The sequence below is a fragment of the Planococcus sp. TJ-201 genome (genome assembly GCF_058268495.1).
This window is the reverse complement of record NZ_JBZDOG010000010.1, coordinates 1-15,696: the sequence shown is the minus strand read 5'-3', so window position 1 is coordinate 15,696 and position 15,696 is coordinate 1. Positions and strand designations below refer to the sequence as shown.

Here is a 15,696-nt window from a genome sequence, read left to right as displayed (position 1 = left end):
TTGCTTTGTTGCTTACTTGCGTTGCAATGAAATCTCAGCAACACGAGCCAAGATTTCTTCTCCTGCCTTAATGCCGTGATAATCGGTTCTGCGAATATGCTCAGATACCGGAATCGCACTTCTCACTGCTTCACCATGGGAAGCCAGCATGCTGTAGTCTGCACTTTCCAGTAGATCGAGATCCAGCAATGAATCTCCGGCAGCAAAGACATAGCTTGCTCCCAATCGTTCTTTCACGTATTCCATAGCTGCTGCTTTTGTGATGCTTTCCGGCATAAAATAAAGTTTCCGGCCCTGCAAAGACATTCCCCATCCGAGCTTTTTGAAGGTTGTTGTGTAAAATTCAAGTTTGTTTTCAGGAAAACGGTCCCGGTCGACAATCAGGTAAACGAACCAATCTTCCGCCTGCCGCACTTTCAACACCCAGTCTTCTGAGAAATGGCGTTCAATTTCTGGAAGCAATTCCTGAATAATCGTTTTGCGGCTAACGCATTGCTGACGAATCCCGTCCGACCACTCCTTGATTGGTTGACCATTTTCCAATATGACCGCACCGTTGGATATGACTGCAAAACGCGGCGCTTGCTGCCCTTTAAAAATCCCTGTCACCCGTTCGTATTGAGCCTGTGTACGCGTAGTAACCGGCAAAAAGAATGCAGAATCACTAATATTCCACAATTCAGATTGGCTTTTTTGGGTCATAAAGGATAACGGTTTGCCTTCGTAACGCTCAACTTCGACCAATTCTTCTTCTGTCACGTCCATGCCCATGGAATTGCGGGAATAAATTAAAGTCTGATCCAAATCACTGGCGAATAAAACCGTCATATTTCTTTACCCGATCGGATCAAGCCGATTGCGCGATAGAACAAGTCGGGAACGACTTCCACCGGCACCTCTTTTTCTTCTGCCAGCATCAAAATATGATGGACATCCGGATTATCCAAACTGTTGACCAAAATCTTCCACGGGCTTCTGCGAAGCAGAACACGAGTTGTTTCGCCAACTCCCGGTTTGATTAGGTGGTAGTCCGTTTCACTGTACATCTGCTGGCCGATTGCTTCAACTTCCTTCATGCCCTGCCAAGTTCTTTCAGCTGTCACGGGAGTCGAAACCGCGTCTTTCTCGACTCTTTCACGCGTCTCCGCAAAGCACTCTGTAATTTGATCGACGAAATCATTGGACAAATCTTCTTCAAGCAACTCGCCATAAAACTTGGCTCCGTGAAAATCATTTTTGCCAATATACAACTTGTTAAGAATGGTTCGACTCACCAAACCGGATACCGTTGCATTCAGACAAGCGCTCGGAATAAGAAAATCGTCACGTGTCCCGAATAATACTGCACAGGCACCAGGATCAGCCAACACCGCCATATCATCGTGCAGGTCTAGGCCTTTTTCTTTATTAAGGCTGTTGACCGATTTGGTCAATTCTTTTTGGATGGCTCCTTTTCCGGTCCAACCGTCCACAAATTGGATGCGGCTTACCGGATGTGCAGCCCGAATCGAGTCGATCGCTTTTTCATCAATTCCTTTATCCCGCAATATAGAAACACTGTAATGCGGCCAGTCCATTTTCATCACTTGTTCGGCGTAACGGCGGATAAGGATGCCAATTGGGCTGCCAGCACGCGCTAAAGATACTAGAACAACGTCATCTGTGCCTGCATTCATGAAAATACGGCGTGTTACTAATCCCACCAAATAGCTTAATTGCTGCTTGGTCTTCTTTACCGTTTCATGATAGAGATTTGTGTACTCATCAGAAGGACGGTATTCCATCGGCAGCCGCTCTGCGTAATGTGCACCCGTCTGGACCGCTTTTTCCCGTTCCTCCAAGGTACTTTCAACAAATTCATCGCTGACGTCTTTCAATAGGAAGGTGATGTCTCTTTTCGGATAACTCGTTTTCACTAAACCCGTTGCTATCATTCGATCTTTTCACTCCTTTTACTGGTTGTCAGGGAAATCCATTCTACTGGTGCTTTTTTCTCCAGATATGTAAGCAGTGGTTGCCAGTCAGATTTCTCAATGACAGATTCTGCAAGCAAATAAATGCGGTCAATATCCAATTCATTGAGATTGTAGATAAACTGGCTAATGCCCTCTGCATCTGGCAGTTCAAATCTGGCTTTTTCCCTAATCGGATAGCCATTTGTCAGAGAAGCGAAAATCGGACTGCGTGTTGTAGTCTGTACAACCGGGTTGCCTCCTAAAGCTGAAGCAAAACGCAATGGCAGGTACATATTTTCTCCCATACCAATAACTAACGCCTTATCGCTTTTTTGTTCAAGCAATTTGGTTGCCGATTCTGCCCAGCCTTCTATTTCATCGTGCTCCTTGCTGGTAATGCCGAAACGGCCTGTATGAGATATATACTGCTGTGCCGTTTTCGAACGAGCAGCCAATTGCTCGCCTGGCAATTCAATATCCGGCAACCTGGAGCCTAAACTAGTCAATGAAACCAGTTCAGGTTCTTCAGGGGCTTTACTGTGAACCAGCTCAAACTCGCCAGCCATTAAAGACATAATTTTCAGACTGATATTCCGATCGTCCGCCATTTTTTCCAACTTCTCTTTCTGTATATCATTTCGCCAATCAAGAATAGAAAGAGAAGCGTAATGCTTTCCAGGGAATTGCTCGTCCAATGCACAAACCAGATTCAGCAGGGTATTGCCAGTCGAAATTTCATCATCGATTAAAACAATGGCTTCTGCTTCTTCAAGCATACCAGCAGGTGCATATACTTTATGGGACGTTGCGTGGGAATGCTCTTCTTCAAAGACAAAAGACGGGGTAATCCCAACAATCTCTTCACGTGTTGTATGAATATAAGCCGCGTCCTCAAAATGCTGAAAAACCGAGTGCCCAAGGCCCGTTGCGGTTTCTGCCATGCCAATGAACACTGTTTTTTGAGGCAGCGCTTTTTTAAATTGGAGCGATTTCACACTTGCTTTTCGATCTATTTTCCCAGTTTCAATCATTTCAACCAATGCGGCTGCATCCGGATGCCCTTCAAGCCCTGCTCTTTCCATCAGCAACGAAGCTAACAACGTGCCAGTTCCAAGAGCCACAGCTGGATCAACAGCGAGGTGTTTTGCAATAAGTTTGCTGACGAAGAGGAATTGGCGCTTTTTATTGACACGTAAAGCTACCGAAAAAAGCGATTCCGGTGAAAGTTCAGCATAGGAACTTGCGATCGAAATACGAATATCCAGGTTGTCCCACAACTTAGTATTGAGTTGAAAGTTGGTTTGCCCGGATGTGGTTAAGGACGTCGATTTGTTGATAGTTTTCATTGAGCACCCCATAGACTTCCGCTTGAGCAGCGATTTTTCTTGCCCAACTCAAATGCGGTTTTACTTCGTTCATTTTGTTTCGTTTAGGACTTTGCAGGACACCGTTCCGCTTGCCACTTTGATTGAGGATCAATTTGGCATCTTCAAAAGTTTCAAGCGATACAATATGGCCGGCATTGACGATGGAAATTTGAGACGGGTGGATACAGGTTTTTCCTTTAAAACCGTTCAGAACATCCAATTGAACTTCTTCCCATAGCGTTTGCTCTGGTTTTGAGGAAAGCCATAACCGCTCCCCACCTGAAAAATGTTCATATACTGGACCAGAAACCGTAAAACCATCTTCTGCACGATTGAAACGGTTCAAAATAGAGGTCAGGCAATCACGGATGATATGAACATCATAAATGGTCCGCTCTGCGGGACGACGTAAGCCATAAAGACTGGAAAAATCTGTTGCGCCTACACGAACAGTCAAAACACGGTAAGCTTCAGATTTCATAATTTTGTGCAATTCCGCTAAAGTTTGTTCACGCGATTCACTGTACAGCACTTCTTTCGTTTCAAGCAGGGGCAGTGCATATAACTCTCTCCCAGCCGCTGCACTGGCACGATCCAATGCATCAAAAAACAACGGCAACGTAGCGGGCAAGCATTTCGGGAATACAATGCCAGTCAATATGTTCAATGACACGCCTGCCTGTTTGATTAATTTATCTAGTTGTTTGGGCGTACGAATTCGCAAAAACAAGGCTGGACCGGATGCCAGCTGTTCCGCACTTGCCTCGGCCAGTTTTTTAAACTCGCTCACCACATTCTTTTCTGCTTGTTCCAACTCTGAGTCGGCTACTGCGTCTTCCAAACAGATAATCAATGTGGTTAAACCGGAAAACGCACCACTGCTATAATCTCCGCTTATTATTTTTTGCGCAAAATTCAATCTGGATCCTGGTGTATAAAGTGCTGCACCTAATGCCAGGCCTAGGGTTTCCCGTTCCGTATCACGGTTAAATTCTGCCGGGTAGTATTTAAAAAAAGTTTTTAAATCAGAATCTGTCAATCCGCTAAAATGTCTCATGCGTGGTCCCTCCCGGCATGCTGCTGCTACAGCCCGTTCAAATTATCATTTCGTATATGAATGGAGAAAAAGCAAGGAGACAGTCTCCTTGCTTTTCCATCGTTTACTCAGCTGTTTAAGCCAAAGTCTTTCACAAGAGACTCTAAGCCACCTTGATAACCGCTGCCAATGGCATTGAATTTCCACTCTGAACCGTGGCGGTAAAGTTCCCCGACTACGACTGCCGTTTCAATTGAAAAATCTTCACCCAAGTCATAGCGGATCAATTCTTCGTTTGTGTCCCCATTGACGATACGGACATATGAATTGCTTACTTGGCCAAAGTTCTGGCTCCGTCCTTCTGCATCGTGAATTGTTATGGCAAAAGTCGCTTTTTCAATCGAAGCTGGAATAGCAGATAAGTTAACGTTTACTTGCTCATCATCGCCATCACCTTCACCGGTTTTGTTATCGCCAGTGTGTTCCACAGCTCCAGCAGCACCTGTTGTGTTGTTATAGAAGATAAAGTCAGCTTCGGAAGCTGTTTTGCCTTCACCATTTAGAAGGAACACGGAAGAATCCAAATCGAAATCTTGTCCTCCATCATACTTATTGGTATCCCAACCTAAACCTACGATTACTTTAGATAAACCAGGATTAGTTTTCGTTAAATCTACTTTTTGTCCTTTTGATAAGTTAATAGCCATTTTTCCAATCACTCCTTAAGAATATTTGTTTGCAATTGAGCCAATATCTGGTTCTGATGCGCCTTCACCGACTGCAGAAAACTTCCATTCTGCGCCTTGGCGATAAAGCTCACCAGTAATCAGCGACATTTGTCCTGCATAATTGTCCGTCAGATTATAATGGACAAGTTCTTCCTTCGACTGATTATCAACCAAACGAATAAACGCATTTTCAATCATGCCGAAATCTTGTTTCTTTTGTTTCGCATTATAAATGTTAACGACGAAGACCAAACGATGAACAGAAGGTGAAATGCGCTTTAAGTCGATATTAATCGTTTCATCGTCGCCTTCGCCTTCGCCAGTCAAGTTGTCGCCTGAGTGGACAACACTGCCGTCTTTGCTTTTCTTATTGCCGAAATAAATGAGGTTTTCTTTTGCCGTCAGCTTGCCGTTTTCATCAAGCAACAAGACGGATGCGTCACAGTCAACATCAGCACCGCCGCCTCCGCCGCCCAATAGGCCGCTTAGAAAGCCTCCACTTTTTTTGGTTGCAACAGGGTCCCAGCCCAAGCCAACCATAATGCTTGAAAGAGATGAACGTCCTTTTGTTAAATCGATCTTTTGACCTTTTACGAGATTAATCGCCATTCTTAACACTCTCCATTCATCAGTATGTATTCTATTTTAAAGGTATAGGTCCAACATGTAAAATTCAACGAATAAGGTCTTGTAAATCTGGTGTTAAGAAACGCTAATAGGAGCCCGCTCACGCTGAATTTTCAGACAAATGTTTTCTTAAAACACCTGTCGTATACTAATACGTATGTAACGCTGGGAAGTTTCATTTTCGCAAGGCATACTTCTTAAATGGCACGGGTAAATACAGCATGAAGAGATTTTATTGATAGCTCGAAAGGGGGCAAACGAATGAAACTTATATCCATCATTGTTCCAGCCTATAACGAAGAAGCAAATATTGCTTCTATGTACGAAAGGTTGGCGCAAGAACTTGATTCGCTTCCATACCATTATGAAATTATGTTCATCAATGATGGCAGCAACGACGGGACACTCGAGGAAATTTTAAAGCTGGCCGCAGCACACGATAGCGTAAAATATATTTCGTTGACCCGGAATTTTGGGAAAGAATCCGCGATGCTCGCCGGTTTAAAACGCATCAAAGGAGACGCTGCTATTGTCATGGACAGTGACTTGCAACATCCGCCCACTCTGATAAAGGAAATGGTGGAAGGATACGAAGAAGGCTTTAACCAAGTTGTCGCTAGACGGTCCCGCACCGGTGACTCCAAAGTTCGCTCCTTGTTTTCTTCCCTCTATTATAAACTGATTAACTCGATTACCGATGTCGACCTGCAAGATGGGGAAGGCGATTTCCGTCTATTAAGCCGAAAAGCCATCAACGCAATTTTGGCATTGAGTGAAAGCAACCGCTTTTCCAAAGGGCTGTTCTCATGGATCGGGCTCAGCAAAAAAACGATCAACTACGAAAATGTGCTGCGCACTGATGGCGATTCAAAATGGTCATTTAACAGTCTTGTCAACTATGGAATTGACGGAATCATTTCATTTAATATGAAGCCTTTGCGCATTTGTTTTTATACAGGGTTTCTGGTTCTGTTCCTGTCACTTATCTATATCTTCTTCACGCTCTATAACATTATGCAAGAAGGCGTCGGAGCTCCAGGCTACTTTACAACAATTACGGCAATTCTCTTACTTGGAGGCATTCAATTAATCAGCCTTGGCGTCATCGGGGAATATATTGGACGCATTTACAACGAAACCAAACAACGCCCGCATTTTCTGGTGGATATCAGCAATGTGGATGAATACGATGAACGTTAAGGTATTAAACACTGAATTTACCCGTTTTATTTTTGTCGGTGTCGTGAATACAGTAAGTTATTACAGCATTTACCTGCTGCTTCATAATGTGTTGTCTTGGTCTTATTTAGCAGCGCATATCATTGGGTTTTTGATCAGTTTGAACATTTCTTTTTTCTTGAACTGCTATGTCACTTACCGAATTAAGCCCACTTTCAAAAAGTACTTGTACTTTCCTTTAACACAGGTCGTTAATATATCTGTATCTACTGCTCTGATTTTTATGTTCGTTGAATTTTTTCATCTAAACAGCAATATCGCACCTTTTGCGGCAGTGCTGTTTACGATTCCCATAACCTTTGTCGTATCCGGAAAAATTCTTAAAGATACAGCACATCCAAAATAAGCAAAAAGACGGTGACCCTATGCACAAGTTACGCTCTGCCCTTCTGCTGTTATTCTTTAGCGTGCTACTCTCAGCAATTGGACACGCTGTTTTTCTTTTTCAATGGTCACGTGGCCATTTCATGGTGGGAATTAATGACGGTCTTTCCCAAATGATGCCCTTTAAGCATCTTTTATATACGCAATATACCCAAGGAGAATTTTTCTATTCGTTTGACTTTGGTTTAGGAGCGGGTACATTCAGTGAACTGTCTTATTATTTTTCAACATCCATCGTATTCCTGATTTCTGTACTCGTTGTGTTCGTGCTGGAAATAGCCAACATTGTTCAGACAACAGATGTACTGTTTTGGGCAAACGCAGCCGTCTTTATTAGCGTGATTCGTTTGGCTGCCGTCTTGTTCATCACAACACGTTTGTTCATGTACATGAACATTTCAAAACCGGCAGCTTTGCTTGGGGCATCTCTTTATGGAATTTCCGGCATGTATTTCCGGCATGTCACGTATTGGGAATTTTTCGCTGATGCTTTTCTATGGCTGCCGCTTCTCTTGCTTGGGGTCGAAAAGATTTTTCGTGAACAAAAACCTGGTTGGTTTTTAACGGCTGTCGCTGTGTCGATGATCGACAATTTCTATTTTGCTTACATCAATTTTTTGCTTACTGCCCTCTATATTCTTTTCAGGTTGTTCATCCCGCTTCAACCCAATGAGCAGGACAAAATGAAAGCGATTATGAGTTTTGGAATTGCCGGCCTAATCGGTGCTGGTATCAGTGCAGTTTCCTTTATACCTGCTGTCTATGCATACTTGAATAATCATAGGCCTGCTTTTCAACAGGAAATCCCATGGATTGATGTGACGGACAATATTTTGTTCGACAGCAGCTTGATTGTCCTGCCAGCCATTTTTGTGCTGCTGTTGTTTTGCGGCTTTTTGTATCGCCACAAAACTTTCCGCCTCTTTGCACTTCTCGGAATTGCCGGGATTATGATGCACCATAGTCCGTTGATCGGCAGTGCCTTTAATGGATTTTCTGCTCCTCAATACCGATGGGAATACTTTTTATCCTTGATGGTTGGAGGGGCTGTAGCTGTTGCACTCGACCAACTTCATAAATTCACGATTCTGCGTTTATTGACTGCATCAGCTTTTGCCGCTTTTGTTTTTAAATTGTATGCCTTCAAAGATGAATATTTTGAAATTGATTCGCAATTTTCATTTCTTGCGGTCGGCAGTCTGTTGCTGACGATTTTACTGCTATCTTTGTATATCCAATACAAAAAGCCCGCACTCAAAGCATTATTGATGACGTCCTTATTTGCATGGGCTTTGCTGTTTGCTAACCTCTATCAATTGGAGAAAATTCTGGAGGATGGAGATATTGCTCAAGTTAATGAGGAATTGATAACCGGTGATGAATATGACGATCCGGAAATCGTTGAACTTCTAGATTTTATTCATACTAAAGAAACTGGCAGCCCTTACCGTATTGAATGGATGGAAGGTGTGCGCAATAACACACCAATTGTTCAAGATTTTCAGGGGTTGAGTGCTTATTCCAGTATTTTAAATAAAAATTTACTGTTCTTTTATCTGTATGATCTCGAAATCGATATGAAACGCGAAAGCGTCAGCCGTTATGCCACATTGGGAAATCGGGCAAACCTTTACAGTATGCTGCAAGGCAAATACTTGATCCGGCCAACTGATGATGACAATATTCCATTTGGCTTTACAGAAATTCAGGCATCCGAAAATTACACCGTCTATGAAAATGAATACGTTTTGCCGTTTGCGCGTTCTACTTCCACTGTTTATCAGGAGCAACAGCTGGCTGAGATGTCTGTGCTGATACGTGAACAGGCAATGCTCACAGGTATGGTGCTTGACCAGACGCAAGGTACTGGGACCATAAGCGCAACAGAAGAGATTACAGTCGGCTATGAAATAACAGAAGTTGGCGCCTCCTATAACGGCAGCACGCTTGAAGTCACAGAAGAACTCGGTGGCTTGGACTTGAATGTGGAGAGTTTGGATGACTCCATTATTGATTTGTTTGTCTCCTTCCACTTGGAAAATCAAGCTGCTGACGAAGGGTTTACGCTCATGGTCAACAACTATGAAACAACCAGAAAGTCCAATCAATCTGTCTACAAGACATTTGTTGATGATCTCACGATCCGTGTTTCTGCCGATGAACAAATTGAAATACGACTGCCTAAGGGCGTATATGAATTATCCGAAATCGAGCTTTATTCAGAGACTTACGAAACTCTATTGGATCAAGCTGACAAGCCGGATAAATCCAGCAATCTGCTAATTGATGGCAGCAAAGTCAGCCTCGATTATGCAAACACTGAAAACGATGAATACTTAAAGTTGTCGATTCCTTACGAACAGGGCTGGCGGGCTTTTGTAAATGGCCAAGAAACTGAGGTGCTAAAAGCCGATTATGGGTTTACAGCTGTTCCTTTAGAGGAAGGAAACAACACGATTTCCTTAACTTACCGGCCGCCATTTTTTAAATCCACTTTAATTTTAAGTGTTTTTTCTGCACTGCTTGGCGTTTGGTTTATTTTCCGAAATAGAAAAATATAAGATTCTTCTCCTACAAAAGAATCGTTTACAGAAAATTGCGTTTATTTAACTTTGGATGGGTGTAATGTAGAGTAACACGATTTCAAGGGAGGAGTTCAAATGAAGCGTTGGCTTTTACTTGTTTTTGCACTGGTCTTCTTATTGTTTCTGGCAGCTTGCGGAAATGAGAGCACAGAAGATCCACCGACAGAATCAGATGGAGCAACAGAACAAGAACCTGAAGAGGATGGGGACGACTTGCCACAGCTCGGAGATGAAGTGGATGAAGAGTCAGAAGATAGCGGAGAAAAAATACTGCTGTTGACTGTGGAGATGATGGACAGTAACGGCGAGGCTATAGGCACTGCAGAATTATCTCAGGAAGACGCTGGAGTTGGCGTAGTACTTGAAGTTGAAAATTTAGAAGCGGGCATTCACGGCATTCATTTTCATGAGGCTGGAATGTGTGAAGTTCCTGACTTTGAAACAGCAGGCGCCCACTTTAATCCAACTGATGCCATGCATGGTATGGACAACTCCGATGGCCCACATGCCGGGGATCTTCCAAATATTGAAGTCGGAGATGACGGCACCGCTATGCAGGAATTTATAGCTGAGAACGTAACACTGGCTACCGGCGAAGACAATTCTTTGCTTAAAGAAGGCGGTACGGCGCCTGTCATTCACGAGAGTGAAGATGATCAAGCAACAGACCCGTCTGGAGATCGAATTGCTTGTGGTGTCGTCACGGGAGAATCGTAACGACGGTGAACTTACTTTCCTATAAAACGAAAACACCTTATCCATTAAGGGGTTTTCGTTTTATATTTTTTTAAAAAGCAACATCCCTTTGATAAAATTCAAATAGGTTTTAGATGTGTTTAAGTGAAACTTCAACGGGAATAAGGAACATAAAGCTACTTACATTCTGAGGAGGATTCACATGACTAAAGATAAATTCGAAGAAATTGACGAGCAAGTCGATCCACAAGAACAGTCTCAACAACCCGGTTCGGAGGAGCAAATGAGCCCTGAACCGATTTATGATGATAAAGACTATAAAGGTTCTGGGAAATTAGAAGGAAAAGTTGCCATTATCACTGGCGGTGACAGCGGAATTGGCCGTGCAGTAGCAGTGGCTTATGCAAAAGAAGGCGCAAACATCGCCATTGCGTATCTGGATGAACACGAAGATGCCGACAAAACAATAAAAGCAATTGAAGGCTATGCTGTCAAAGCGGTAAAATTTGCTACTGATCTCAGCGACGTAGAAAATTGCAACCAATTGGTAGTGGACGTTATTTCTGAATTCGGCCAATTGAATATTCTAGTCAACAATGCCGGAAAGCAATTCCCGCAGGATGATTTCTTAGCCATCAGTCCTGATCAATTAATGGAAACTTTTTCAACCAATATTTTCAGCATGTTCTATTTAACACAAGCAGCTTTGCCGCATCTCCAAAAAGGAGACAGCATTATCAACACTTCTTCTGTAACAGCTTACCGAGGCTCTCCAGAGCTGATTGATTATTCAGCGACCAAAGGTGCCATTACAAGTTTTACCCGCTCTTTATCAGCGAACATTGCGGAGCAGGGAATCCGTGTAAACTCTGTTGCGCCAGGCCCTATTTGGACCCCTCTCATTCCGGCAACTTTCGGGGCTGAAAAAGTCGGCAAGCACGGTGGGGACACTCCGATGGAACGGCGCGGCCAACCATCTGAAGTAGCGCCTGCTTATGTTTATCTAGCTTCAAAAGATTCGACTTATGTGACAGGACAGGCCATTCATATAAACGGCGGAGATTTTATCAGCTCATAATTTTAAAACCCCTGGCAATTTGCCAGGGGTTTTTTTCGCTTTGTTCCAGAACCAACACTTAACTCTTAAGCCTATGACCCCAAAAATAAAGGCTGCCCCAAAGCCATTGTTCGTGACTTAGGGACAGCCTCTCAAAAAATTATTTTAATTTGTCTTCAGGCAATGAATTGTGAGCTTGTGACGGTGCCGGTTTTAGTTCTGGCTTCACGCTAAGCGGTTCTGGTTTGCCGAATGTGAATTCATGGCCATCTGGTGCAGGCTCATGCATCCATTTCAAATCTTTGCTGCTTTCAGAATTCGTGTAAAGAATATGTGAATATTCGGTTGCTTCCCATTCCGGCGGAAGCGTGCCAGGCACAATTGGGCCTTCTTTTGCTTCTAGTTCTTTAATAGCTGCGAGCCACTGGTTTTGGTGCATCGTGTCACGCGCCAATAAGAATGAAAACAGGTCTTTTACGCCTTTATCGTCTGTCATGCTATAAAGACGAGCTACTTGCAGACGGCCTTGTGATTCAGCATTGACGTTGGCACGAAAATCAGCCAATAAGTTTCCGCTCGCTACGATATATCCAGCGTTCCAAGGAACACCGTTACTGTCTTTTGGAGAAGCACCTAGACCATGAACGATGGCGTGCTGAGGGTTCATGCCGCCCATGATGGCACCAACAATCGGATCGCTTGCAGCTTTTTCCTGCTCGTAAACAGGTGCCCCTTCAAGGAGTCTTGCTACTAAAGTCGCCAGCATTTCAATATGCCCCAACTCTTGTGTTCCTGTATCCATCAGTAAATCTCTATATTTTTCGTTTCCTCTTGTGCTCCACCCTTGGAATAAATATTGCATGGCAACTGACATTTCACCAAATTGTCCACCAATCAGTTCCTGTACTTGCTTTGCGAATACCGGATCTGGAGAGTCCGGTTTAGCATGATATTGTAATTCTCCTGTGTGAAAAAACATAAATAAAACCTCCTGTTTGATTTTAGTTTTTATCGTTGGAGCTCACTTGTCCTCGTTCTTTGGAATGGCACCTTTTGGATGCCCACCATCATAATCAGAGTCATTTCCACCTGAGTTGTAGGAATTGCTGGTCGAATGTTCTTGCTGTTTGTTATTGGATTTGTTTTTTTGAGCTGAAGCATCCTCAGGATGTCCGCCGTCGTAATCAGACCCGTTTCCGCCTGCATTAAATTGTCGATCATTGTGTTTCGAATTTGTTGAAGCAGGTTCACTTTCCAGGGAATTCTGCTGTTTGTTTTGCTTTTCACCCATTCCGCCATCCTCCTCCTCAAAACTTAATAACTCTGCACTCTTTTTTTACCCAGCTGTTTCTTTTTAAAACCATATTTTGTATTTTCCCAGTTTTTCTCAACATGTGTTTTTATGATTGCCCATAAAAAAAAGCCGGAAAGATTTTGCTTTCCGGCTTTTTTCGGCTTTCTTATACTATTTTCAATTCTACGTCAACGTTGCCTCTAGTCGCTTTGGAATATGGACAAAACGCGTGAGCTTTTTCAACAAGATCTTTTGCTGTCGCTTCGTCCACACCTTCTAAATGGGCATTCAAAGTAACACCAATTTTAAATCCGCCATCAGCTTCGTCTTTCAAGAAATGAACGTCGGCTTTAATCGAAGTGCTGGAAACTTCCGCTTTTTCTCTTTTGATGATCAAGTTTAATGCACCATCGAAACAAGCTGAATAACCTGCTGCAAATAATTGTTCAGGATTCGTGCCTTCTCCGCCTGGACCGCCCAATTCTTTTGGCGATACTAATTGAAGATCCAATACATTGTCTTCGGAAATCACTCTGCCTTCACGGCCGCCAGTTGCTGTAACTGTTGTTGTAAATAATGCTGACATTTTTCCAACCTCTTTCCTGATTTGTATTTGGGAACAGGTAAAACTTACCTCTTATCACAATCCTTAGTCAACTGATATGTTTTCTTCAACAGATTGTAGTGTAATAAAGTTTAATGCTTTCTCAATTGTCGAGAACGTAATCAGTCGGCTATCGCGATCTAAATCAGTCGCGAATTGCTGGGCCGCTGCTGGGGAAATGCCTGTTACATAAAGCTTGCTTCCCATAATACGCAGCGCATCATAAATTTGTGTAAACCAGTAAAGCGGTGATTTTTCTGTCCATGACAAACCAGTAATATCAATGATGGCATGTTCAATTCGATGTTCTTGAACATATTCACAAATTTTCACTTTCAGCGTCTCAAAGCGCTGGAAATTCATCGTACCGACTAGCGCAACAGTCGCAACATTCTCCTGAATAGATAATATAGGCAGCATGAGTTTCTCAATTTCGCTTTCACTGGCCATAATGGCCTGCTGCTGAGAACGCTCCAAGGTAATATCAGTTTGCGTGCCGATAAAATAAAGCTTGCCATCTATTCGGACAGGCTCCATTGCCAACCGATTCCAAAACGGAGTTTGGTCTTTCCGATAATTTAGTAGAGTCAGTATAATTTTTTCCTCATTGGCAATTGCTTTTTTCATCTTTTCGATATCTTCTCTGGCTGTATCAGGTCCCTGCAAAAACCGGCAGTTGCGCCCAATCACTTCTTCTTGAGTATATCCTGTCATTTCAATAAAAGTTTTATTTGTATAAATAATTGGATTGTCGTGTTGTGATGGATCCGTCACTATTGTACCTACTTTACTTCCATCGATCATTGCTTCAAGCAAAGTTACTTGGGTTTCTTGGGTTAGCTCTTTCAAGCGGTCCACCTCTTCTTTCGTTTCATTTAATAAATGTAGCATAATTTTTCACTCATTTCCAAGTCCATGCTAACTGCGACGTTTCAAGATTTTTCCTACAGGGTAAATGAAGAAACAAGGATGTTTTATTAGTGGGAGGAAGATATGATGGCAAAAGTATTAGCAGTTTTATCAAATGGCTATACGGATGAAGAAAATAATTACGTGACCGGCTGGTGGGCAGAAGAACTTTTTGCGCCTGCGTTAGAACTTGAAAAAGAAGGGCATGTTGTTCGACTGGCATCCATCAACGGCGGCAAGCCTGTTGTTGACCCAATCAGCCTTAGCGCAGATTACGATCCAGATGGCATTTATAAAAAGCAATACGAGTCAGGCATGGCAGATAAAACAACGCCAATTGTTGACGTTAAGGCCAGTGAATACGATGCCATCATGATAGTTGGCGGACATGGCGCGATGTTTGACCTGGCACATAACGAAGACTTGCATGCAGTCATCAACATCGTCCACGACTTAGGTGGGATTGTCTCGGCAGTTTGCCATGGCCCAGCACCTCTTGTATATACAAAAACCAAAGAAGGCCGCGGAATTCTCGATGGACTTAAAGTCACTGGCTATCCAAACGACAATGAGCCGGAAGAAGTGGTCGATCTATTGCCATTTAGCTTAGAAGATGAATTGAAAAAAATTGCAGACTACCACGAAGAAAAAGAACAGGACGCTTATGTTGTCTGGGGCAGCAAACAAATTCTTACGGGACGCGATCCACAATCTTCTCAGCTGTTTGGCCGTGAGTTGGCACAAAAGCTATCTCAACGTGAATTGCAGACAGAAGAAAAGTTTCAGGATTAACCCTCAGCTATTTGGGGTAAATATAACTATAAGTAAGTTCGAGGAGGCAATTAAATGAGCAACAGCGATAAAGAAGATTACATGAAAGAAACCGAAGCAGAGGCCAAAAGCCGTCCGCCTGAAGACAAAGAAGGAATCCAAGAACCAAGAACTACCGGTTACAAACCATTGCAGCTCGGCATTATTATCTTTGTTGTTGTGATTCTTATCATTGTCGGATTTGGGATTGCTACTGATTGGTTCGGTGTTTTCAGCTAAGTTCCGAAGTGCATAATTTTTAATTTTTCCCATAAAAAAGGCTTCCCACTACTCGGGAAGCCTTTTTTAAATTTTTATAATACTCATTTTTAACACAGTGCGGCCGAAAACATGCCGCTTCACCGGTCTGCCTTATGCCCGGCAGAGCTACACGGGCGCTTACGC

Annotated in this window: 17 protein-coding genes; 7 read left to right on the top strand and 10 right to left on the bottom strand. The window is 43.0% G+C overall.

Annotation, left to right across the window (positions count from 1 at the left end):
• Window positions 1-12: 12 nt before the first annotated feature.
• The 6 genes from AC4EG4_RS17505 to AC4EG4_RS17480 all read right to left on the bottom strand — a co-directional run bounded on the left by AC4EG4_RS17505 (window position 13) and on the right by AC4EG4_RS17480 (window position 5,695).
• Window positions 13-828 carry an HAD family hydrolase gene (locus tag AC4EG4_RS17505; protein WP_490977203.1) on the bottom strand — a complete coding sequence of 272 codons (816 nt, stop codon included), beginning with the start codon at window positions 826-828 and terminating at the stop codon, window positions 13-15.
• A complete protein-coding gene (locus tag AC4EG4_RS17500; protein WP_490988545.1) occupies window positions 825-1,934 on the bottom strand; it encodes a cysteine protease StiP family protein in 1,110 nt (369 codons plus the stop codon). Before AC4EG4_RS17500 ends, AC4EG4_RS17505 begins: the two co-directional genes overlap by 4 nt.
• Window positions 1,931-3,301 carry a phosphoribosyltransferase family protein gene (locus AC4EG4_RS17495; RefSeq protein WP_490988544.1) on the bottom strand — a complete coding sequence of 457 codons (1,371 nt, stop codon included), beginning with the start codon at window positions 3,299-3,301 and terminating at the stop codon, window positions 1,931-1,933. Before AC4EG4_RS17495 ends, AC4EG4_RS17500 begins: the two co-directional genes overlap by 4 nt.
• Entirely contained in the window at window positions 3,234-4,379 is a 1,146-nt protein-coding gene (locus tag AC4EG4_RS17490) for an HpcH/HpaI aldolase/citrate lyase family protein (RefSeq protein WP_490977200.1), read from the bottom strand. Before AC4EG4_RS17490 ends, AC4EG4_RS17495 begins: the two co-directional genes overlap by 68 nt.
• Window positions 4,380-4,486: 107 nt before the next feature.
• The gene (locus AC4EG4_RS17485) at window positions 4,487-5,065 is read right to left on the bottom strand and encodes a TerD family protein (protein WP_142826889.1); all 579 of its coding nucleotides are present in this window, start codon (window positions 5,063-5,065) and stop codon (window positions 4,487-4,489) included.
• Between the two features lie 15 nt (window positions 5,066-5,080).
• Window positions 5,081-5,695, bottom strand: coding sequence for a TerD family protein (locus AC4EG4_RS17480; protein ID WP_490977199.1), 615 nt, complete (start codon window positions 5,693-5,695; stop codon window positions 5,081-5,083).
• Between the two features lie 279 nt (window positions 5,696-5,974).
• Between AC4EG4_RS17480 and AC4EG4_RS17475 the strand changes: the two genes are divergently transcribed.
• From AC4EG4_RS17475 to AC4EG4_RS17455, 5 genes are all read left to right on the top strand, one after another.
• On the top strand, window positions 5,975-6,913 hold the full coding sequence (locus AC4EG4_RS17475) for a glycosyltransferase family 2 protein (RefSeq protein ID WP_490977198.1): 939 nt from the start codon (window positions 5,975-5,977) through the stop codon (window positions 6,911-6,913).
• Window positions 6,903-7,298 carry a GtrA family protein gene (locus AC4EG4_RS17470; protein ID WP_490988543.1) on the top strand — a complete coding sequence of 132 codons (396 nt, stop codon included), beginning with the start codon at window positions 6,903-6,905 and terminating at the stop codon, window positions 7,296-7,298. Before AC4EG4_RS17475 ends, AC4EG4_RS17470 begins: the two co-directional genes overlap by 11 nt.
• Window positions 7,299-7,317: 19 nt before the next feature.
• Complete coding sequence (locus tag AC4EG4_RS17465; RefSeq protein WP_490988542.1) at window positions 7,318-9,897, top strand: YfhO family protein; 2,580 nt, start codon at window positions 7,318-7,320, stop codon at window positions 9,895-9,897.
• Between the two features lie 99 nt (window positions 9,898-9,996).
• Window positions 9,997-10,638 (top strand): superoxide dismutase family protein, encoded by a 642-nt coding sequence (locus AC4EG4_RS17460; RefSeq protein ID WP_490988541.1) that lies wholly within the window; start codon window positions 9,997-9,999, stop codon window positions 10,636-10,638.
• 181 nt (window positions 10,639-10,819) lie between these two features.
• Window positions 10,820-11,695, top strand: a complete 876-nt coding sequence (locus AC4EG4_RS17455) for an SDR family oxidoreductase (protein ID WP_490988540.1) — start codon at window positions 10,820-10,822, stop codon at window positions 11,693-11,695.
• A gap of 139 nt (window positions 11,696-11,834) precedes the next feature.
• Here AC4EG4_RS17455 and AC4EG4_RS17450 read toward each other — a convergent pair whose 3' ends face one another.
• The 4 genes from AC4EG4_RS17450 to ytvA form a co-directional block, all read right to left on the bottom strand.
• The gene (locus tag AC4EG4_RS17450) at window positions 11,835-12,653 is read right to left on the bottom strand and encodes a manganese catalase (RefSeq protein ID WP_490988539.1); all 819 of its coding nucleotides are present in this window, start codon (window positions 12,651-12,653) and stop codon (window positions 11,835-11,837) included.
• A 42-nt stretch (window positions 12,654-12,695) separates the two neighbouring features.
• The gene (locus tag AC4EG4_RS17445; RefSeq protein ID WP_490988538.1) at window positions 12,696-12,965 is read right to left on the bottom strand and encodes a hypothetical protein; all 270 of its coding nucleotides are present in this window, start codon (window positions 12,963-12,965) and stop codon (window positions 12,696-12,698) included.
• Between the two features lie 169 nt (window positions 12,966-13,134).
• On the bottom strand, window positions 13,135-13,554 hold the full coding sequence (locus AC4EG4_RS17440; protein ID WP_490988537.1) for an organic hydroperoxide resistance protein: 420 nt from the start codon (window positions 13,552-13,554) through the stop codon (window positions 13,135-13,137).
• A gap of 63 nt (window positions 13,555-13,617) precedes the next feature.
• Window positions 13,618-14,463 (bottom strand): YtvA family blue-light photoreceptor, encoded by an 846-nt coding sequence (gene ytvA, locus AC4EG4_RS17435; protein ID WP_490988536.1) that lies wholly within the window; start codon window positions 14,461-14,463, stop codon window positions 13,618-13,620.
• 105 nt (window positions 14,464-14,568) lie between these two features.
• Here ytvA and AC4EG4_RS17430 point away from each other — a divergent pair, with 105 nt between their 5' ends.
• Together AC4EG4_RS17430 and AC4EG4_RS17425 are read left to right on the top strand one after the other, a co-directional pair.
• Complete coding sequence (locus AC4EG4_RS17430) at window positions 14,569-15,273, top strand: type 1 glutamine amidotransferase domain-containing protein (RefSeq protein WP_490988535.1); 705 nt, start codon at window positions 14,569-14,571, stop codon at window positions 15,271-15,273.
• A gap of 54 nt (window positions 15,274-15,327) precedes the next feature.
• On the top strand, window positions 15,328-15,531 hold the full coding sequence (locus AC4EG4_RS17425) for a hypothetical protein (protein ID WP_490988534.1): 204 nt from the start codon (window positions 15,328-15,330) through the stop codon (window positions 15,529-15,531).
• The last annotated feature ends 165 nt before the right edge of the window (window positions 15,532-15,696 follow it).